The organism is Geodermatophilus sp. URMC 61 (assembly GCF_052931555.1).
In genome coordinates, this window is sequence record NZ_JBRFHZ010000002.1 from 266,403 (window position 1) to 285,309 (window position 18,907).

At 70.6% G+C, this 18,907-nt stretch carries 18 protein-coding genes and 1 pseudogene; 9 read left to right on the plus strand and 10 right to left on the minus strand.

All coding sequences use genetic code 11. From position 1 onward, the window contains the following. Window positions 1-24 precede the first annotated feature (24 nt). Window positions 25-771 (minus strand): IclR family transcriptional regulator, encoded by a 747-nt coding sequence (locus tag ACU610_RS01370; protein ID WP_446765934.1) that lies wholly within the window; start codon window positions 769-771, stop codon window positions 25-27. A 110-nt stretch (window positions 772-881) separates the two neighbouring features. Between ACU610_RS01370 and ACU610_RS01375 the strand changes: the two genes are divergently transcribed. Genes ACU610_RS01375 through ACU610_RS01395 form a run of 5 tightly spaced genes read left to right on the plus strand, consistent with a single transcriptional unit; the run spans window position 882 to window position 6,533 of the window. Further along, window positions 882-1,853 (plus strand): tripartite tricarboxylate transporter substrate binding protein, encoded by a 972-nt coding sequence (locus tag ACU610_RS01375; RefSeq protein WP_446765935.1) that lies wholly within the window; start codon window positions 882-884, stop codon window positions 1,851-1,853. Continuing rightward, complete coding sequence (locus tag ACU610_RS01380; protein WP_446765936.1) at window positions 1,850-2,422, plus strand: tripartite tricarboxylate transporter TctB family protein; 573 nt, start codon at window positions 1,850-1,852, stop codon at window positions 2,420-2,422. The genes ACU610_RS01375 and ACU610_RS01380 overlap by 4 nt, the downstream gene beginning before the upstream one ends. Before the next feature lies 1 nt (window position 2,423). After that, entirely contained in the window at window positions 2,424-4,100 is a 1,677-nt protein-coding gene (locus tag ACU610_RS01385; protein ID WP_446765937.1) for a tripartite tricarboxylate transporter permease, read from the plus strand. Window position 4,101: 1 nt separating this feature from the next. After that, window positions 4,102-5,274 carry a CaiB/BaiF CoA transferase family protein gene (locus ACU610_RS01390; protein ID WP_446765938.1) on the plus strand — a complete coding sequence of 391 codons (1,173 nt, stop codon included), beginning with the start codon at window positions 4,102-4,104 and terminating at the stop codon, window positions 5,272-5,274. Window positions 5,275-5,321: 47 nt separating this feature from the next. Next, entirely contained in the window at window positions 5,322-6,533 is a 1,212-nt protein-coding gene (locus ACU610_RS01395) for an alpha-hydroxy acid oxidase (RefSeq protein ID WP_446765939.1), read from the plus strand. 260 nt (window positions 6,534-6,793) lie between these two features. Here ACU610_RS01395 and ACU610_RS01400 read toward each other — a convergent pair whose 3' ends face one another. The 3 genes from ACU610_RS01400 to ACU610_RS01410 form a co-directional block, all read right to left on the minus strand. Further along, window positions 6,794-6,988 carry a hypothetical protein gene (locus ACU610_RS01400; protein ID WP_446765940.1) on the minus strand — a complete coding sequence of 65 codons (195 nt, stop codon included), beginning with the start codon at window positions 6,986-6,988 and terminating at the stop codon, window positions 6,794-6,796. An 88-nt stretch (window positions 6,989-7,076) separates the two neighbouring features. Next, complete coding sequence (locus ACU610_RS01405) at window positions 7,077-7,559, minus strand: thiamine pyrophosphate-dependent enzyme (RefSeq protein WP_446770680.1); 483 nt, start codon at window positions 7,557-7,559, stop codon at window positions 7,077-7,079. After that, the gene (locus ACU610_RS01410; protein WP_446765941.1) at window positions 7,454-8,038 is read right to left on the minus strand and encodes a hypothetical protein; all 585 of its coding nucleotides are present in this window, start codon (window positions 8,036-8,038) and stop codon (window positions 7,454-7,456) included. The genes ACU610_RS01405 and ACU610_RS01410 overlap by 106 nt, the downstream gene beginning before the upstream one ends. A gap of 725 nt (window positions 8,039-8,763) precedes the next feature. On the opposite strand from ACU610_RS01410, the gene ACU610_RS01415 reads away from it, so the two are divergent. The 4 genes from ACU610_RS01415 (at window position 8,764) to ACU610_RS01430 (ending at window position 12,701) form a co-directional block, all read left to right on the plus strand. Further along, window positions 8,764-9,006 (plus strand): hypothetical protein, encoded by a 243-nt coding sequence (locus ACU610_RS01415; protein ID WP_446765942.1) that lies wholly within the window; start codon window positions 8,764-8,766, stop codon window positions 9,004-9,006. Then, complete coding sequence (locus tag ACU610_RS01420; RefSeq protein ID WP_446765943.1) at window positions 9,003-9,671, plus strand: MBL fold metallo-hydrolase; 669 nt, start codon at window positions 9,003-9,005, stop codon at window positions 9,669-9,671. Before ACU610_RS01415 ends, ACU610_RS01420 begins: the two co-directional genes overlap by 4 nt. A gap of 228 nt (window positions 9,672-9,899) precedes the next feature. Next, entirely contained in the window at window positions 9,900-11,288 is a 1,389-nt protein-coding gene (locus tag ACU610_RS01425; protein WP_446765944.1) for an MFS transporter, read from the plus strand. A 171-nt stretch (window positions 11,289-11,459) separates the two neighbouring features. Further along, a complete protein-coding gene (locus ACU610_RS01430) occupies window positions 11,460-12,701 on the plus strand; it encodes an FAD-binding oxidoreductase (RefSeq protein ID WP_446765945.1) in 1,242 nt (413 codons plus the stop codon). Between the two features lie 172 nt (window positions 12,702-12,873). Here the strand turns inward: ACU610_RS01430 and ACU610_RS01435 are convergent. The 6 genes and pseudogenes from ACU610_RS01435 to hpaE all read right to left on the minus strand — a co-directional run. After that, window positions 12,874-14,010, minus strand: a pseudogene (locus tag ACU610_RS01435) (FAD-dependent monooxygenase); the annotation flags it as partial. 94 nt (window positions 14,011-14,104) lie between these two features. After that, the gene (locus ACU610_RS01440; RefSeq protein WP_446765946.1) at window positions 14,105-14,425 is read right to left on the minus strand and encodes an FAD-dependent monooxygenase; all 321 of its coding nucleotides are present in this window, start codon (window positions 14,423-14,425) and stop codon (window positions 14,105-14,107) included. A 75-nt stretch (window positions 14,426-14,500) separates the two neighbouring features. After that, window positions 14,501-15,232, minus strand: coding sequence for an HpcH/HpaI aldolase family protein (locus ACU610_RS01445; protein ID WP_446765947.1), 732 nt, complete (start codon window positions 15,230-15,232; stop codon window positions 14,501-14,503). Window positions 15,233-15,288: 56 nt separating this feature from the next. Continuing rightward, window positions 15,289-16,074: a fumarylacetoacetate hydrolase family protein gene (locus tag ACU610_RS01450; RefSeq protein ID WP_446765948.1), complete on the minus strand. Its 786-nt coding sequence runs from the start codon at window positions 16,072-16,074 to the stop codon at window positions 15,289-15,291. A 26-nt stretch (window positions 16,075-16,100) separates the two neighbouring features. Continuing rightward, a complete protein-coding gene (gene hpaD, locus ACU610_RS01455; protein ID WP_446765949.1) occupies window positions 16,101-17,267 on the minus strand; it encodes a 3,4-dihydroxyphenylacetate 2,3-dioxygenase in 1,167 nt (388 codons plus the stop codon). Window positions 17,268-17,313: 46 nt separating this feature from the next. Then, window positions 17,314-18,870, minus strand: a complete 1,557-nt coding sequence (hpaE, locus tag ACU610_RS01460; protein WP_446765950.1) for a 5-carboxymethyl-2-hydroxymuconate semialdehyde dehydrogenase — start codon at window positions 18,868-18,870, stop codon at window positions 17,314-17,316. Window positions 18,871-18,907: the final 37 nt, after the last annotated feature.

The following is an 18,907-nucleotide window of genomic DNA, read 5'->3' on the forward strand; positions in this document are numbered from 1 at the left end:
AGGTGCGTAGGGCTGCGCGCGGGCCTATCTCCCGGTCAGCTCCGAGGTGATCCGCTGCGCCGCGTCGCGGACGCTCGACGCCACGGTAGCGACGACGTCCGGCGTCATGCGTGAGTCGACGCCGTTCACCGACAGGCCCGCGACGCCGAACCCCCGGGCGTCGAGGATGGCGGCGCCGATGGACACCACGCCGGCACGCCAGCCGTTCCGGTTGACCACGTAGCCCTGGTCGACTCCGCGCTCGATGTCCCGGCGGAGGGCTTCCCGGTCGGTGATGGTGTCCGGCGTCATCGCGGGCAGGTCCCCGGCCAGCAGGTGCTCCAGTCGCTCGGGGGGCAGGTGGCCGGCGATGGCGCGCCCCGCGGCGGTCGCATGCCAGGGCACACGCTCGCCGATCGGGAGGTGCACGCGTAGGGCGTGCGAACTCTCCCGGCGCGCGGAGACGAGGATGTACCCGTCCTCGAGCGTCGAGAGCTGCACGTTCTCGCCGGTGCTCTCGTGCAGCTCGTCGATCAGCGGCTCGGCGACGACGGACAGCTCCGCCATGCCGTTGACCCCCTGCGCCGCACGGAGCACCTTCCCGCTCAGGAAGTAGCGGGGCGGGGACTGCCCGGTCGAGCGCAGCCACCCTTCGTCGATCAGGTCTGCCACCGCTCGGTGCACCGACGTCTTGGGGGAGTGGAGGGCCTGGCTGAGTTCGCTCAGTCCCATCGACGTCCCGCGCCCCAGCGTCTCGATGATCTGCAGGACGAGGACCGAGTTGCGCGCCATGTCTTGTGACCTACCCCTCAGTGCCGTTACGGTATTCCACATCAGGACTGCTGTTCCTTATCTGGAACAGAGTAGCACTCGCGGTGTCCGCCGTCCCAAGGAGTTCACAGGTGAACCTCACTCATCGCACCGCCATGCTGCCCGTGGCAGCCCTGGCGGCGGTCGCCCTCGCCGGGTGCTCCGGCGACAGCACGTCCTCGGCGTCCGACGCCAGCTGGGAGCCGGAGCGCGACGTCACGATGGTGGTGCCGTTCGCCGCCGGCGGCGGCAGCGACGCGTTCGGTCGCGTGATGGCCTCCGCGATCGAGGAGGTCGAGCCCGACCTGGTCGTCACCGTGGAGAACCGGGAGGGCGGCTCCGGCGCGGTCGGCGTGGAGTACTTCCGGTCCCGCGAGGGCGATGCGCAGATGCTGCTCGCCGCCTCGAACTACATCGCCGTTCCCGGCAGCGCGTTCGAGGACTTCTCCCTCAACCAGTTCACGCCGCTGTCCATCTTCGCGGAGGACGTGAACTTCGTCGTGGCCCGGGCGGATGCCCCCTACGACGACTGCGCGCAGATGATCGAAGCCACGACGTCCGAGCGCATCGTGGGCGGGACGTCCGGCGACCTCACGATCGACGGCGTCGCCCAGCAGCTCATGGCCGACCAGTCGGGCGGCGACTTCGACAAGGTCGCCTTCGACTCCGGCGGCGAGATCATCGCCGCCCTCCTCGGCGACCAGATCGACGTCGGGTTCCTCAACCCCGGCGAGGTCGCCGGGCAGCTCGAGTCCGGGGACCTCAAGGCGCTCTGCCACCTCGGCTCCGAGCGCCTGCCCTACGCCGGCTTCGAGGACCTCCCGACTGCCGAGGAGAACGGCCTGAACGTGTCGATGGCGCAGATCCGGGCGGCGATCGCCCCTCCCGGCATCACCGACCAGCAGACCCAGTACTGGATCGACGTGCTCGAGCGCGCGTACGAGACGGACGGGGTCCAGGAGTTCCTGGCCACCAACCTCATGGTCCCCACGCTGGTCAGCGGAGACGCCTTCTCCGACTACGTGACCGAGCAGGACGCCGTCATCAACGAGGTGGTGAAGTGACGCAGCTGCGCATCCCTCCGATCGCGAAGGAGGAGACGTTCGGCCAGGCCATCCTGTTCGCGGTGGTCACCGGTGTCGGCGTCTTCCTGATCGCGACGGCGGGTCAGTACACCGTGATCTCCGACGACGGGGAGCTCGGCGGCGGCTTCCTGCCGCTGGCGGCCGGCGTCGTGCTGGCGCTGCTCGGCGGCACCCAGTTCGTCGCAGCTGCGATGCGGGTTCGTCGTCTGGCCCGCGACAGCCAGGCGCTCGAGGTGGCCGAGGCGCGGCGCCGGAGCGAGGCCGCAGAACGCGACATCTTCGGCCGCACGACGGCGCAGCGGATGGGCCAGCTGGGCACGGTGGTCCTCGCGATCGTCGTGAGCGTCGCGCTCGTGCCACTCCTCGGCCTGCTGCTGTCCCTGCTGCTGCTCTCGCTCTTCATCTCCGCGGCGGTGGAACGGCGCGGGTGGTGGGCGTCGTTGCTGGTCTCCGCCGCCAGCGTGGGCCTGGTCTACCTGATCTTCGACGTCCTGCTGGCCCTCCCGCTGCCGGGCGGCCTGCTCGGCGACGCCGTCTTCGGAGGCTGATGTGCTCGACAACCTGCTGGTGGGGTTCGAGACGGCGCTGACGCCGGAGAACCTCCTCTTCTGCTTCCTCGGCGTGCTCCTCGGCACGGTCATCGGGCTCCTGCCCGGACTGGGCTCGACGACGGGTGTCGCGCTGCTGCTGCCGCTCACCCTCGCCATGGAGCCGGTCACCGCGCTGATCATGCTCGCCGGCATCTACTACGGCGCGCAGTACGGCGGCACGATCACCTCCGTCCTCATCTCCACGCCGGGTGAGGCGGCGAGCATCACCACCACCTTCGACGGCTATCCGATGGCCCAGAAGGGCCGAGCGGGTGCCGCACTGGCGATCGCGGCGATCGGTTCGTTCATCGCCGCGATCATCAGCCTGGCACTCCTGATGACGCTCGCCCCGCCCCTGGCGCGCATCGCGGTGCAGTTTGGTCCGGTCGAGATGCTCGCCGTCGTGCTGCTGGGGCTGCTGACGATCGTCGCCTTCTCGGGCACGCAGAAGATGCTCGGGGTCACCATGGCAGCGCTGGGCATCGCGCTGGCCACCGTCGGGCTGTCCAGCACCTCCGGCGCCGCCCGGTACACGTTCGGCAGCGTGAACCTCCTCAGTGGGGTGCCGCTCGTCGAGATGATGATCGGTCTGTTCGCGGTGGGGGAGGTCCTCTACCAGATCCGCAACGGTGCCGCCCGGCCGATCCGGGCGCGGTTCCGCGACCTCATGCTCACCCGGGACGACCTGAGGCGATCGAGTGCGCCGATCCTCCGCGGCAGCTTCCTCGGGTTCGTCTTCGGCACCCTGCCGGGAGCGGGGACGACACTCGCGTCGTTCATGGCGTACGCGGCCGAGAAGAAGGTGTCGAAGAACCGCGACGAGTTCGGCCGGGGCGCCATCGAGGGAGTTGCCGCTCCGGAGAGCGCGAACAACGCTGCCGCGAACGCCAACTTCATCCCGACGCTGACGCTGGGCATCCCGGGCGGCGCGACGACGGCCATCCTGCTGGGCGCCTTCACGCTCTACGGCATCCAGCCCGGTCCGCTGCTGTTCGAGCAGCAGCCGGTGCTCACCTGGGGTCTGCTCGCTTCTTTCTTCGTCGGGAACGTCATGCTGCTGGTGCTGAACCTGCCGCTGGCTCCCGTCTTCGCCCAGCTGCTGCGGGTCCCGTACGGCTACATGTACCCGACGATCCTCCTGACGTGTTTCGTCGGCGCCTACTCGATGACCAACACGATGTTCAGCGTGTGGGTCGTCGTGGTCTTCGGGATCATCGGGTACCTGCTGAAGACACTGGACGTGCCCCTCGCGCCCCTCGTCATGGGACTGGTGCTCGGCCCGCTGCTGGAGAAGTCGCTCGCCCAGACCATGTCGCTCGGCGAGGGCAGCTTCGCGATCGTCTTCCAGAAGCCCATCGCCCTGGGCATCTTCGTGCTCGCCGCCGTGCTGTTCGTCGCCCCCAGCGCCACGGGGCTGCTCCGCCGGCGCCGGCGGGGGCCCGTGACGGCTCCTCGCGCTTCGGTGTCCGCGAGCCCCGCGCCGGACGGCGAGGCGACCGCGTCTGCGTCCGGCACCGCCGTCGCGCCGCCCCCGGCACACGAGCAGGCGGACTCCCGGCAGGACAGCCCGCCTCGCCAGCCCGCAGCCACCGCCCCGACGGGCGCCCTGAGCGACGTCTCCGACCGGAGGAACTGACATGTCCACCCCCGTACACGCACCCCTGACCGGCATCACCGTCGTCGAGATCGGCGTCTTCATGGCAGGACCGTTCGCCACGATGCAGCTGGCCGATCTGGGTGCCAGAGTGATCAAGATCGAGAACCCGGTCGACGGTGACCCGGTGCGCGCAGCCGGCCCGTTCGTGGAGGGGGAGAGCGCCTCCTTCGCGCGACTCAACCGCAACAAGGAGTCGGTCGCTCTCGACCTCAAGTCGGAGGAGGGGCGCAGCGCTCTGTGGTCGCTCCTCGGATCCGCCGATGTGCTGATCCAGAACCTCCGGCCCAAGGCGCTCTCACGCCTGGGCTTCGGCTACGAGACCGTCCATGAGCGCTTCCCCGAGCTCGTGTACGCATCCGGCTCCGGCTGGGGGCAGGACGGCCCGCTCGCCGACCTGCCGGGCCTGGACATCATGGCCCAGGCGCGCAGCGGGATCATGAGCGTCACCGGCTACCCCGGGATGCCACCGGTCAAGGTGGGCGTGCCCATCTGCGACCTCACGAACGGGCTGTACCTCGCCCTCGCGGTGACCGCCGCCCTCCACGAGCGCGATCGGTCGGGCCTGGGCCAGCACATCGACGTCTCGCTCCTGGAGTCGGGGGTCTCGTTCGCCGTGTGGGAAGCCGGCGCGTACTTCGGCGACGGCACGGTCACTCGCCGCCTCGGGTCGGCCCACGCTCACCAGGCCCCCTACCAGGCAGTGCGATGCTCGGACGGTTGGGCCACGGTCGGGGCGATCACCGAGAAGTTGTGGCGGAACCTCGCCACCGCACTCGACCTGGGTCACCTGCCCGAGGACCCGCGGTTCTCCTCAGGCCCCGAGCGGGTGCGCAACCGGGAAGCCCTCATCGAGCAGATCGAGCAGAGGACGTCGACCCTGACCGTCGAGGACGTCGTCTCGCGGGTGTCCGGCGCCGGGGTCCCGGCGGCGCCGATCCTCGAGTACGACCAGGTCTTCACCGACGACCACCTCCAGCAACGGAGGTTCTTCTGGGACGCACCGCACCCCCGCATGGGCGAGGTGCGGCAGATCGGTTCCCCCATGCGCTTCAGCCGGACCCCGACCGTCCGGGGACAGGCCGGCCCGATGCTGGGGGCTCACACGGACAGCGTGCTGGCCGAGCTCGCGGCCGACCGGACCGGAGCACTGTGAGCATGTCGGCGAGAACCCGATCGACCGGTGCCGGAGCGGTGCGCAGGGTGCTCCCCGACCCATGGGAGCTCCGGCACTTCCTCCTGCCGCGCGTGCCGCCGCTCCAGGCGACGCGAAGGCGGCTCACCCGCGCGCTCACCATCGAGGACCTGCGCAGCGAGGCCCGCCGCCGGGTCCCGCGCGCCGTCTTCGACTACACCGACGGCGCTGCGGACCAGGAGATCAGCTACCGGCGGGCGCGTGCCGCCTTCGACGCCGTGGAGTTCATGCCCCGCGTGCTGCAGGACGTCTCGAGCGTCGACACGTCGTGCACGCTGTTCGGTACGACGTTGGACCAGCCGTTCGTGTTCGCCCCGACGGGGTTCACCCGCATGATGCACCACGCGGGCGAGCCCGCCGTGGTGCGCGTCGCCGAACGCCGCCGGATCGCCTACACGCTCTCGACGATGGGCACCACGGCGATCGAGGACGTCGCGGCCGCGGCTCCGGACGCGACCCGCTGGTTCCAGTTGTACGTCTCGCGGGACCGCGAGCTGAGCACGTCCCTGATGCACCGGGCACGCGAGGCCGGCTACTCGGCACTCATGCTGACCGTCGACGTCCCGACGGGAGGCTCGCGACTGCGCGACGCCCGTCACGGCTTCTCGTTCCCTCCGCGCCTGGCACTGCGCAGCTACGCCGACGGCCTGCGACACCCGGCGTGGAGCTACAACTTCCTGACGACACCCCCGCTCGGGTTCGCCTCCATGGGCGGGACCGCCGGGGACCTCGCGGGCCACATGTCCCGCCTCTTCGACCCGAAGATGACGATCGACGACCTCGCCTGGATCCGACGGGAATGGGACGGACCGCTCATCGTCAAGGGCGTGCAGTCCGTGGCCGACGCGCGCAAGCTGGCCGAGGTCGGCGTCGACGGCATCGTGCTGTCCAACCACGGGGGGAGGCAGCTGGACCGCGCCGTGACCCCGCTCATGATGCTGTCCGAGGTCCGCGAGGCCGTCGGTGATCGCGTCGTGCTCGGCATCGACTCCGGGGTCATGTCGGGGGCCGACATCGCCGCCGCGCTCGCCTCGGGAGCGAGCTTCGTGCTGATCGGCCGGGCGTACCTTTACGGGCTCATGGCCGCGGGAGAGGCCGGGGTCGACCGGGCAGCCGGGATCCTGTCGACAGAACTCGAGCGCACCATGAGGCTGCTCGGGGCTCCCCGCCTCGCGGACCTCGACGGGGACCTCGTTCGGCTGCCGGCGCGGGCTGTCTGACCCCTCGCCGGCACGGGGGTGGTCGGCGCTGGGCCTGCGCCGACCACCCACCCTGCCGCGCCAGGCCGCCCGGCACGCTCTGGCTGATGCCGCGTCGACCGGGTGCGGCCCCCACCCCGCGGGCGCTCCACCATCGGGCAACAGTCAGCGCTGAACGGCCCGCCGCCGTGCGGACCGGCCGGCCATGGGCTGTCGTGGGGCCACCATCGGCGGCTGCACGTGGCCGCCGTCGTCCGCTCGGCCCGTCCGGCGTGGAGGACTCAGCCGTTGTCCAGACCTGAGAGATCCCCCAGATCACGGTTGTGCGCGTGTGCGAAGAGGTCGTGCGTGTTGTGTCGGCTGAGGTACTCGGACACCGCGTTGTGCACCACCTGCTCCACGGAGCGGTGCTCCGCTTCGGCTCGCGCACGCAGCATCTCCAGCTCGTTCGGGCTCCACTGCACGTCGATGTCCACGCCCTCATCTTTCACGGGCCGGTGTCGACCGCAACCGGTCGGCCGGAGGCACGTGATGGGCGGACCCGGGTGGGGGGACGTGCCGAGATCAGATCTCGCCGTCGGTGCGGACGCACCGGTCGCTCCACTCCGCCGGAGCGGTCGGGCAGCCCGCACCCGGCGCTGCCGTCTTCGCCCGGCAGGAGGCGGCGCGCGTGCGCCTCACGACCGCTGGGCGCGTGCCCGGGCGGTGGCGGCGATGATCTCCTCCAGCAGCACGCCGGGGGAGCCGTCCTGCTGCCACTGCTGCAGGGAGTCCAGGTCCGCGGGGGACTGGACCCGCGCGCCGGGTGTCGAGATCGGCCAGGGCCATCAGCATCCCGCCGTCGCCGGTGCACAGCACGACCGTCGCGTCGGGGCGGGCGCGGGCGGCGCCCACGGCAGCGGGTAGGCCGAGGCCGATGACCTGGAACGCCGTGCCCGTCATCAGGAAGTGGTTCGGTGCGGGGAGCGCCAGGTAGGTGGGCGCCCAGCCGAGGAAGTGGCCGCCGTCCTCGACGACGAGGCGGTTGGCCGGCAGCAGTCGGTCCAGGGCGGCACCACGGACCGTGGGTCGAGGCGGCCGTCGGCGGCCAGGCCCGTGCCCGGGTCCCGATCACGGGGATCGAACCCGGGGAGGTCCGGCAGGCCCGCGCGCCATGTGCGGGCAACGGCGCCGTCGCCCCTGGCGAGGCGGAGCCCACTCAGGATGTCGGCGCTCGCCGTGGCGGCATCGCCACGCAGGTACAGGTCCACCCGCGGGTGGGTGGCGGCGTCGGCGACGTCGATCTGCACGACGTCGGCGTCGGCGCCGAAGGAGTCCCCGAACCGCATGGTGAACTGGTTCAGCCGGGCGCCGACGACCAGGACGACATCGGCCTGGTGAATCAGCTCCGCGGCCCGCTCGTGCGCGAACCCTCCTGCGATGCCCAGGCTGAAGGGGTGATCGGGGACGACGTTGACCCCCTGCGCCGTCGTGGCGACCAGGGCGCCGAGCTCGTCGGCCAGCTCGGCCAGGGGTGCTGCCGGCACCGGAGAGCCAGGCGTCGCGACCGGCCAGGACCAGTGGCCGACGGGCGGCGGCCAGTCGCCGGACCACCTGCTCGACCACGGCCGGGTCGGCTGACGGTTTCGTAGGCGTCATCGCCGTGGACGGGGCGGACCCGGTCTCCTCGCCGTCGCCCGCCTCCGCCGTGGCCAGGTCGTACGGGTTCGCGAGGACGACGGCGGTCCGCTGCTCGAGAGCGTGCGCGACAGCACGCGTCGTGATGGCGAAGGGCGCGCCGGCGGTGACGGTGAACGTCGCAGCGCCCACGGCGGCGGCGATCGCCACCTGGTCCACGTCCCCAGGGCGGAAGCCCGTCGTCGGGTCATCCCCGACGACCGAGCCCCTGAGCCGACGGCTGATGGATCGTCGTCACAGCGATGACGAATGCGATTCTCTCGTCAGGGCGGCGAGGTTCCCCTCGTTTCGTGTGCGGTCAGTGGTGGCTTCGGTCGCCGCTGGCCGGGTGGTCCGGTGCGACTCACGCGCGAAGCACGCCGACGAGTGGCGTCGATGCCCTCACGGGTGCCTGCGCGCGGCCTTGGCCGGCTGCATTCCCCAAAAGAGGTTGTCTGTTAGGCAACACTTATGAGCTTTACCTGGACAGGTGATCGCCGCCACAGTGGTCCGAGGTGTGCAGACGTCGACGAGGGGGCTGCCCAACATGACCGTGCGAGCCAGCGAAGTCCGGCCGGTCCCTCCCGCTGGTTGGGTGACCGTCCCCGACCCGCGTGACGACGCCTTCCGGTTCCTGGCCCGCTCCGTGGCGCCGGTCGGCGTCCCGGATCCGCCGATGTCGATCACCTCGCCGATGATCGAACTGGTCGGCCGGGGTGGGGCGCCGACGTCCTCCTGGCAGGGCGACCGCACTTCGGTCAGCCTGGCCGCGGTCGAGTCGGGCTTCGAGAACCTGCACGACGGCGAGGCGCTGCGCTCGGTGATGGTGTCCCGATGACCGTCCCGCGCATCGACAAGGCCGTCGTCTCCGGGGTGTTCAGCCTCGACGGGCAGGACTTCGACGTCGACAACAACGTCTGGCTGGTCGGGGACGACGACGAGGTGATCGTCGTCGACGCCCCGCACGATGCCGCGCCGATCTTCGCGGCGGTGGCCGGCCGGACGGTGACCGGGATCGTGCTCACCCACGGCCACAACGACCACATCACCGCAGCCGTCCGGCTGCGCGAGGCCACCGGGGCACCGATCTGGCTGCACCCGGACGACCGGATGCTGTGGGACGTCGTCTACCCCGACACCGCACCGGACCGCGACCTGGTCGACCGCACCCGGCTCACCGTCGGCGGCATCCACCTGGACGCACTGCACACCCCGGGCCACTCGCCGGGCAGCACCTGCCTGCACGCGGCCGACCTGGGCACCGTCTTCACCGGCGACACGCTCTTCTGCGGCGGGCCGGGGGCGACCGGCCGTTCCTACAGCGACGAGCCGACCATCCTCAGCTCCATCCGGACCCGGCTGTTCACCCTGGACGGCGCCACCGTGGTCAAGACCGGCCACGGCGACGACACCACGATCGGCGCCGAGGTCGGCCTCCTCTCTCCAGCCGTCGCTGGAGACGACCGTCCCCCCGGGCAGCAGCTCGATCAGCAGTCGCGCTAGGCCGTGGTCCGCGATGGTCACCACCACGACGTCCCCGCTGTCCGCGGGGACGCGCACCGGCCGGTGCAGCAACAAGACGGCAACCGCGAGGTGCCGGAGTGAACGCCGGGGGACGCAACCTGGGCGCGAGCCAGAGGGCCCAGCGTGCCGGGACGCGAGTGCCGTCCAGCGCCGTGGGCGCTGCCCCGACATGACGACGATGTCACGACTACGACGAAGAGGTCATCAGTGTCCGACTCCGCAGTGACCACGCTCAACCCCACGACAGCTGCTGAACGCAGGCGGGTGGCCACCGCGACCGTCGTCGGTACGACGATCGAGTGGTACGACTTCTTCATCTACGCGAATGCCGCCGGTCTGGTGTTCGCGCAGACCTACTTCGCGCCCGCCGGGGAGTCGACGGCCATTCTGCTGTCGTTCGCGACCGTGGGCCTGAGCTTCCTCTTCCGGCCGCTCGGCGCGGCCCTCGCCGGGCACTTCGGGGACAAGATCGGGCGCAAGCGCATGCTGGTGCTCACGCTCCTCCTCATGGGCGGGTCGACGACCCTGATCGGGCTGGTGCCGACCTACGCCCAGATCGGCGTTGCCGCCCCCGTCCTGTTGCTCCTCCTGCGCATCGTCCAGGGGATCTCGGCGGGCGGGGAGTGGGGTGGAGCCGTGCTCATGGCGGTCGAGAACGCACCAGCCAAGAAGCGGGGCATGTACGGCGCGTTCCCGCAGATCGGTGTGCCCATCGGCATGCTGCTCGCCTCCGGCATGCTCGCCCTGATGAGCGGGGTGATCGCTCCGGGTCAGGCGTTCCTCGACTGGGGTTGGCGGGTGCCGTTCCTGCTGAGCATCGTCCTGCTGTTCGTCGGCGTGATGATCCGCCGCAAGGTCGACGAGAGTCCGGTGTTCAAGGAGATCGCCGCGAGGGGTGCGACGACCCGCGTTCCGGCCGTGCGGCTCTTCCGCCGCCACTTCCCGCTGGTCATCCTCGCCGCGCTCACGTTCGCGGGGAACAACGCGGCCGGGTACATGACCACCGGGGGGTTCATCCAGAACTACGCCACCGACCCCACAGGACCGGTCGGGCTCGAACGGACCCCGGTCCTCGTCGCCGTGGCCTTCTCGGCTGTCGTGTGGCTCGGCACCACGTGGGCGGGTGGTCTCATCTCCGACCGGATCGGCCGGCGGAACACCTACCTTCTCGGGTTCTCCTGCCAGCTCCTCGCGGTCTTTCCGCTGTTCGCGCTCGTCAACACGGGGCGCGTCGGGCTCCTCGCGCTCGGCCTGGCGCTCTTCAGCATCGGGACCGGTCTCAGCTACGGGCCGCAGGCGGCGTTCTTCTCGGAGTTGTTCCCCGCGTCCATCCGCTACTCGGGTGTGTCCATCTCCTACGCCCTGGGGTCTATCCTGGGCGGTGCCTTCGCGCCGCTCATCGGCACCGCTCTCGTCCAGCGCACCGGCACGGTCTACTCCGTCGGGTGGTACCTCATCGGGATCACGCTGGTGGCCATGTGTGCCACGGCGCTCATCCGCGACCGCCGCGGGATCGCGCTCGGGCCGGAGAACGAGGAGGAGCAGGCCCAGAATCCGATCTACGGTCTGCGCCACGCTGACACGGCGCGTGCCTGACCGGCGGTGACCCGTCAGGTGACTGTGCCCAGCGAGAGCCACGGCGCCGGCCCTGTCGTCGCTGCCCTGCTCGGGAAGCTCCCCGGCCGGGTGGAGACATCTCCGGGCGTGTTGGAGCAGTACCGGCGGGACCGGTCGGGTCAGGTCAGCCCGGGCCTTCCCCTCTGCGTGGTGACCGCCAGATCGGTGGAGGACATCCAGGAGACCTGCCGGATCGCCAGCGCACACGGCGTCCCGGTCGTGACACGAGGGGCAGGCACCGGCCTGGTCGGCGGTGGGATCGCCGGGGTCGGCGAGATCGTGTTGTCCACCCGGGCCATGGACCGCGTCCTGCGGATCTCCGTGGAGAACCGTCTCGCCGTCGTCGAGCCGGGGGTCATCAACGCCGAGCTCAACAGGCAGCTGGCGGAGCGAGGGCTGTGGTGGGCCCCCGATCCGGCCAGCCGGGGGATCTCCACCGTCGGCGGAAACGTCGCCACCAACGCCGGCGGCCTGCTCTGCGCCAAGTACGGCGTGACCCGCGAATCCGTCCTCTCGCTCAAGGTCGTCCTGGCCGACGGGCGGCTGATCAGCGTCGGTCACGACACCGTCAAGGGCGTCACCGGGCTGGACCTGTGTGCGCTCATGATCGGGTCCGAGGGGACGCTGGGGGTGATCGCGGAGTGCACGCTGAAGTTGCGGCCCCTCGTCCGCGGCCCGGTGGCGACCATCAGCGCCTACTTCTCCTCGGTCGAGCAGGCTGCACGGGCCGCCGCTGCGGTCGTCGCGGCGGGCCTGACCCCGGCGGTGATGGAGCTGCTGGATCGTCGGACGCTGGAGTGCGTGAGCCGCTACAACGGCCTCGACCTCCTGGCGCGCGGCGACTCCCTGCTCCTGGTGCAGACCGACGGCACGGGAGCGGTCGCGGAGGCGGAGGCGGTGCACGCGCTCGTAATGGCCGCCGGAGCGGTGGCGGAGGTCACGACGGACCCTGAGGAATCCGCACGGCTGATGGCCGTGCGCCGCGAGGCGTTCCCCGCCATCGAGAGCCTGGGCACGCTGCTGGTGGAGGACGTCGCCGTCCCGATGGACCGGATGAGCGCCATGTTCAGGCGGATCCGGGAGCTCGAGGACCGCTACGACGTGATCATCCCGACGGCCTGCCACGCGGGGGACGGCAACTTGCACCCTGCCTTCGCCTTCCCCGGCGACGAGGTACCGGAGGTGGTCTGGAAGGCAGCGGAGGCGCTGTTCGAGTACGCGTTGGAGCTCGGCGGGACCCTGTCCGGGGAGCACGGGATAGGCCTGCTCAAGCGCCAGTGGCTGAAGGACGAGCTCGGTGACGCCCAGATGGCGATCCAGCGGCAGATCAAGGCCGCCTTCGACCCCGCCGGGATCCTGAACCCAGGCAAGGTCTTCCCGCCGCAGGGCTGAGCAGCCGAGCCGGCCCGCGGGCGGGGCCGGTCGACGGTGGTCCGCCCTCTCGACCGGTTGGCCGGCTGGGCCCGCTCCGAGTGCGACGGCGTCCACGTCCTCGAGCAGCTCGTCCGTGGCGCGGGTGTGACGACGGCGAGCCGGTCACCTCGCACCACGAACGATCCGCACGTCAGCTCGCGGTGCTCCGCGCCAGGAAGACGGACTCGAAGAACGCGCCCAGCCGGTCCGTCGCCGGCAACGGCAGCACGTCAGCGACGTACTGGTCCGGCCGGACGACCACCACGGCGCCATCCCGGTCGACGCCCCGGAGCTCGAAGATGTCCTGCTGGGGGTCGACGGCGTAGACCTTCTCGTAGTCGCGGAGGCCGAACGGGCCGACGCGCGGGAGGAACGCCTCGGGCACCGAGCGCATGTCCACGTCCTCGAAGGGCTGCTGGTAGACCACCTTGACGTGGAACCAGGCATCGACGTCCGCGCCGTCCGGGGTGTGCATGACGACGGGCGACTCGGGGGAGTGCGCGAGCCACTCCGCGAAGTCGGTCAGCGCTGATGGCTGTCCGGGCGCGGCCGCGTCCGCGAACGCGTAGATGCGCCACCGCCCGTCGGCGCGGGCGTGGTGGCCGAGCTGCGCGGGGTTGGCGTCGCAGACCCGGACGACCGGCGCCGACCGGAAGCGCTTGCCGAGCGTGAACCCGGTGGCGCGGGCCTGGTGCTCCGGGTCGGCGACGATGACCGAGGGCTCGTACTGGGTCATGAAGCCCGCCGGGAACTCGAAGGTCTTCACGTAGAAGTCCTCGAGCTCGGAGGGGTCGGCGAGCGCTTCGGGCTTCGTCGCCATCAGCGTCGACCACTGCTTGTCGAAGTCGATGAGGTCCTTGGCGACCACCCGGCGCTCCGCGGCGTAGGTGCTCAGCAGCGATGCGGGGCTGCGGCCGTCGAGCACGTGGCCGAGCTTCCAGGCCAGGTTGAAGCCGTCCTGCATGGACACGTTCATCCCCTGCCCGGCCTTGGCGCTGTGCGTGTGGCAGGCATCGCCGGTGATGAACACACGCGGCGCGCGGGAGAGGGTGTCGCCCAGCGGTGGGTCGTCGAACCTGTCGGCGAGGCGGTGGCCGACCTCGTAGACGCTGTGCCAGGCGACGTGCTTCACGTCCACCGTGTAAGGGTGCAGGATCTGGTTCGCCCTGGCGATGATCTGCTCGATCGTCGTCCTGCGGACCGCGCCGTTGTCGTCCGGGGACACCTCGCCCAGGTCGACGTAGAAGCGGTCGAGGTGACCGCCCTCGCGCGGGATCAGCAGGATGCTGCCGCCGTCCTCGGGACTGGATGGCGCACTTGGTGCGGATGTCGGGGAAGTCGGTGACGGTGAGGACGTCCATCACGCCCCACGCGTGCAGCGCCTAGTCACCGGCGAGCGTGCCCCCGATCGCCTGGCGCACGGCGCTGCGCGCGCCGTCGCAGCCGACCACGTACTTCGCGCGCACGGTGCGCGTCTGTCCCTCCCGCGGGCCGCTGCTGTGGCGCAGGGTGACCGTGACGGGGTGCTCGCCGCCGTCGGCGACCTCCACGCCGACGAACTCCAGGCCGAAGTCGGGCCTCAGCCGGGCCGGGGAGTTGGCCATGAACTCGGCGAAGTAGTCCTGCACGCGCGCCTGGTTGACGATCAGGTGGGGGAACTCGCTGACCCCGGCCGGGTCGTCAGGAGTCCGCTTCGCGCGCACGATGTGCGACCGGAGGCCGGCGGGGCCCCCGCACCAGCCGCTCGTCCACCTGTCCGTCCGGTCAGCACACCCGGCTCAGTACGAGGCGCGCTCGATCCCGTCTGCCGCGGGCACCCAGCGTGCGGCCAGGGCTTCCGAGCCGCGCGCCAGGAGCGCGACGTCGGCGCCGACGAGGACGAACGACGCTCCTGCGTCCAGGTAGGACTGAGCGAAGGTCGGGTCGAAGGCGTTCACACCGGCGGGGGTGCTCGTGGAGCGGATCGCCTCCAACGCCCGTAGCACGGCGGCGGTGACGTCCGGATGCGTCTGCTGACCGAGCAGGCCCATCGATGCGGCCAGGTCGGAGGGCCCGACGAACACGCCGTCGATGCCGTCGACCGCCGCGATCGCCGCCGCGTTGTCGACGCCGCCCGCGGTCTCCACCTGGACGAACACCGAGACGTAGGCGTCAGCGTCGGCGAGATAGCCGTCCACGCGGTTCCACCGGGCCGAGCGGGCGAGCGCCGACCCCACGCCGCGGCGGCCGCGGGGTGGGTAGCGCACGGCGTCGACGACCGCCTGGGCTTCGGCAGCCGAGGAGATCATCGGCACGAGGATGTTCTGCGCGCCGAGATCCAGCACCTGCTTGATCGTGACCACGTCGCCGATCGGCACGCGCACCACCGGCGTGACCGGATAGGCCGCCACCGCCTGCAGCTGCGCCAGCACCGCCTCGAGCCCGTTGGGGGAGTGCTCCATGTCGATGAGGACCCAGTCGAGGCCGGCACCGGCGCAGATCTCCGCGACGAGCGGTGAACCCGAGCTCACCCACATGCCCGCGAGCGGCCGGTCCGACCGGCCGAGTCGATCACGGAACGTCGGACTCAGACGAAGCGGCATGCGATCGACCCCATCGTCCCGTAGTCGCACACGACGCTGTCGCCGCGGGAGACCCACATCGGTCGGGTGAACGACCCGGCGAGGACGATCTCCCCCGCACCGAGGCCGGCCCCGTGCTGTGCGAGCTTGTTCGCCAGCCAGGCCACACCGACGCCGGGGTGGCCGAGGACGCCGGCCGCGACACCGGTCTCCTCGATGGTCTCGTTGCGGTAGAGCAGCGCGGAGATCCACCGCAGGTCGACGTCGTCGGGGCGTTTGGGCGTGCCCCCCAGCACCATCCCGCCGTAGGCGGCGTTGTCGCTGATGGTGTCGACGATGGTGCGACCCTCGAGCTCGATGTGCGAGTTCAGCACCTCGAGCGCGGGCGTGACGTACTCCGTTGCCCGCAGCACGTCGAACAGGGTGCAGTGCGGCCCCTCGAGCGGCTCGCTCAGCACGAACGCGAGCTCGACCTCGATGCGCACGTTCGAGTACGCGTCGAACGGGATCTGTGCGCCGCTCTCCCACACCGTGTCGTCGAACATGACGCCGTAGTCCGGCTCCGTGATGCCCGTCGCCTGCTGCATCGCACGGGAGGTGAGACCGATCTTGCGTCCCACCAGCCGGCGGCCGGCCGCCAGGCTCTTGTCGCGCCAGACCCCCTGGATGGCATACGAGTCCTCGACGGTGGCGTCGGGGTACCTCGCCGTGATCCGCGGGATGACGCGGCGCTCACGATCCGCGTCGGCCAATTCTTCGGCGATCGCGGCGATCACCTCGGCTTCGAGCATGCGTCGACTCCTCCTGGTGGAACGGGTCAGAGCTGGTTGCCCAGCTTGTACTCGCCCTGCTTCCAGGTCGGCATCGACTCCTCACCCTCGCTCGGACGCGTGTAGGAGAACCCGTCGGCGCCGATCGTCACCGCCATCTCCGAGTTCTCGGTGCGGGCGACGACAGGCTGGGGATTGCCGTCGAGGTCGAGCACGAGCGACGCCTCGGTGTACCAGGAGGGCACGACCGGGTTGCCCCACCAGTCGCGGCGCTGGTTGTCGTGGACGTCCCAGGTGACCACCGGGTTGTCGGGGTCGCCGGTGTAGTAGTCCTGCGTGTAGATCTCGACGCGGTGACCGTCGGGGTCGCGGAGGTAGAGGTAGAACGCGTTGGAGACGCCGTGACGGCCAGGGCCCCGCTCGATGGCGTCAGAGCGCCGCAGTGCGCCGAGCTTGTCGCAGATCGCGAGGATGTTGTGCTTCTCGTGCGTGGAGAACGCGACGTGGTGCATGCGCGGTCCATCGCCGCCGGTCATGGCGGTGTCGTGCACGGTGGGCTTGCGCCGCATCCACGCCGCGTACACGGTGCCCTCGTCGTCCTGGATGTCCTCGGTCACGCGGAACCCGAGGGTCTGCATGTAGGCCACGGCACGCGGCACGTCGGGGGTCACCTGGTTGAAGTGGTCGAGGCGGACGAGCGCGCCCGGCGTGTACAGGTCGTAGCGCCACGCGAGCCGCTCGACGTGCTCCACGTCGTGGAAGAACTCGTACGGGAACCCGAGCGGGTCCTCGACGCGCACCGAGTCGCCGATGCCCTTGGTCCAGCCCTCGGCGCGACGTTCGACCCGGCAACCGAGCTCGGTGTAGAACGCGACGGCCTTGTCCAGGTCCTCGGGCGTGCGCACGCGGTAGGAGAACGCGGCGACCGCGGCCACCGGACCCTTGCGCAGCACGAGGTTGTGGTGGATGAACTCCTCCATCGAGCGGAGGTAGACGCTGTCCTCGTCCTCCTCGGTGACCACCAGGTCGAGCACGTCGACGTAGAACTGACGCGAGGCCGCCAGGTCGGTCACCACGAGCTCCATGTAGGCACAGCGCAGGACGTCCGGCGGCGCCGCCTGCGGCGTGGCGATGGGGTTGTCGCTGTGGATGGGCGCTTCCTGCGAGACGTAGAAGCCCGAGGACGTGAGGGTGCGGTCGTTGGCGCGGGTCATGTCGGCGTCCTTGCTCGAGTAGGGGGTTCGGAGGTCCGGGTTCAGCTCAGCGGAGTTCCGGGTCGTCCAGCGACGGCTCGGGGTGCTCTTGCTTGCCGAAGGTCGGGTTGTGCACCTTGCCGAGCGTGATGTGCACCGCCTGCTGGTCGGTGTAGAAGTCGATCGAGCGGTAGCCGCCTTCGTGACCGAGCCCCGAGGCCTTGACGCCACCGAACGGGGTGCGCAGGTCGCGCACGTTGTTCGAGTTGAGCCACACCATGCCGGCCTCGACGGACTGGGCGAAGTTGTGCGCGCGCTTGAGGTCGTTCGTCCAGATGTAGGCGGCGAGGCCGTACCTGGTGTTGTTCGCCAGGGCGAGCGCCTCCTCGTCGGTGTCGAACGGCGTGATCGCGACGACCGGGCCGAAGATCTCCTCCTGGAAGATGCGGGCGTCCGGGGCGACGTCGGCGAACACCGTCGGGGCCACGAAGTTGCCCGCGTCGAAACCCTCTGGACGCCCACCGCCGGCGACGAGGCGAGCCTCGGTCTTGCCGATCTCGACGTAGCTCATCACCTTGTCGTAGTGCTCGGGGTGCACGAGGGCGCCGACCTCGGTGTCCGGGTCGTGCGGGTAGCCGACCTTGACCCGCTTGGCCTGCGCGGCGTAGCGCTCGACGAACTCGTCGTACACGTCCCGCTGCACGATGATCCGGCTGCCGGCGGTGCAGCGCTCACCGTTGAGCGAGAAGACGCCGAAGATGGTCGCGTCGATCGCGGCGTCCAGGTCGGCGTCGGCGAAGACGACCGCCGGCGACTTGCCGCCGAGCTCCATCGACAGGCCCTTGAGGAACGGCGCGGCGTTGCCGAAGATGATCTGCCCGGTGCGGCTCTCGCCGGTGAAGGAGATCAGCGGCACGTCGGGGTGCTTCACCAGCGCGTCGCCGGCGTCCTCGCCGAGGCCGTTCACGAGGTTGAAGACGCCCTTCGGTACCCCGGCCTCCTCGAAGATCCCCGCCCACAGCGACGCGGACAGCGGCGTGAACTCGGCGGGCTTCAGCACGACGGTGTTGCCGGTCGCGAGCGCCGGACCGAGCTTCCACGACGAGAGCATGAACGGCGTGTTCCACGGCGTGATCAGCCCCGCGACGCCGATCGGCTTGCGGTTGACGTAGTTGATCTGGCGGCCGGGCACCTTGAAGGTGTCGTCCGCCTGGGCCACGATCAGGTCGGCGAAGAACCGGAAGTTCTCGGCCGCCCGGCGTGCCTGCCCGAGCGCCTGGGTGATCGGGAGGCCGGAGTCGAACGACTCGAGCTCCGCGAGCCGGGCGTCGCGGGACTCGACGATGTCGGCGACGCGGTGCAGGACTCGCGAGCGGTCGCGGGGGAGCATCCGGGGCCACGGTCCCTCGGCGAAGGCTCGGCGGGCGGCGGCGACAGCCCTGTCGATGTCGGCTTTCTTGCCGGCGGCGGCCTGCAAGTACACCTGGTTCGAGACAGGGTCCAGCACGTCGAACGTGTCGCCGTCCGCCGAGTCGACGAACTCGCCGTCGATGTAGTGCTGGATGCGGGTGGGCAGGTCGGCGGGGACGTGGCGTTCCGCGCCGAGCGTGGCGATGTTGGTCATGGGGTCTCCCGGATATGGGTGAAGAGGCTGCAGGCCT

Excerpts from the sequence above, each read along its gene's own strand:
- ACU610_RS01370 (WP_446765934.1), bottom strand. The coding sequence starts at position 771 with ATGGCGCGCAACTCGGTCCTCGTCCTGCAGATCATCGAGACGCTGGGG.
- ACU610_RS01390 (WP_446765938.1), top strand. The coding sequence starts at position 4,102 with ATGTCCACCCCCGTACACGCACCCCTGACCGGCATCACCGTCGTCGAG.
- ACU610_RS01420 (WP_446765943.1), top strand. The coding sequence starts at position 9,003 with ATGACCGTCCCGCGCATCGACAAGGCCGTCGTCTCCGGGGTGTTCAGC.
- ACU610_RS01450 (WP_446765948.1), bottom strand. The coding sequence starts at position 16,074 with ATGCTCGAAGCCGAGGTGATCGCCGCGATCGCCGAAGAATTGGCCGAC.
- hpaD (WP_446765949.1), bottom strand. The coding sequence starts at position 17,267 with ATGACCCGCGCCAACGACCGCACCCTCACGTCCTCGGGCTTCTACGTC.
- hpaE (WP_446765950.1), bottom strand. The coding sequence starts at position 18,870 with ATGACCAACATCGCCACGCTCGGCGCGGAACGCCACGTCCCCGCCGAC.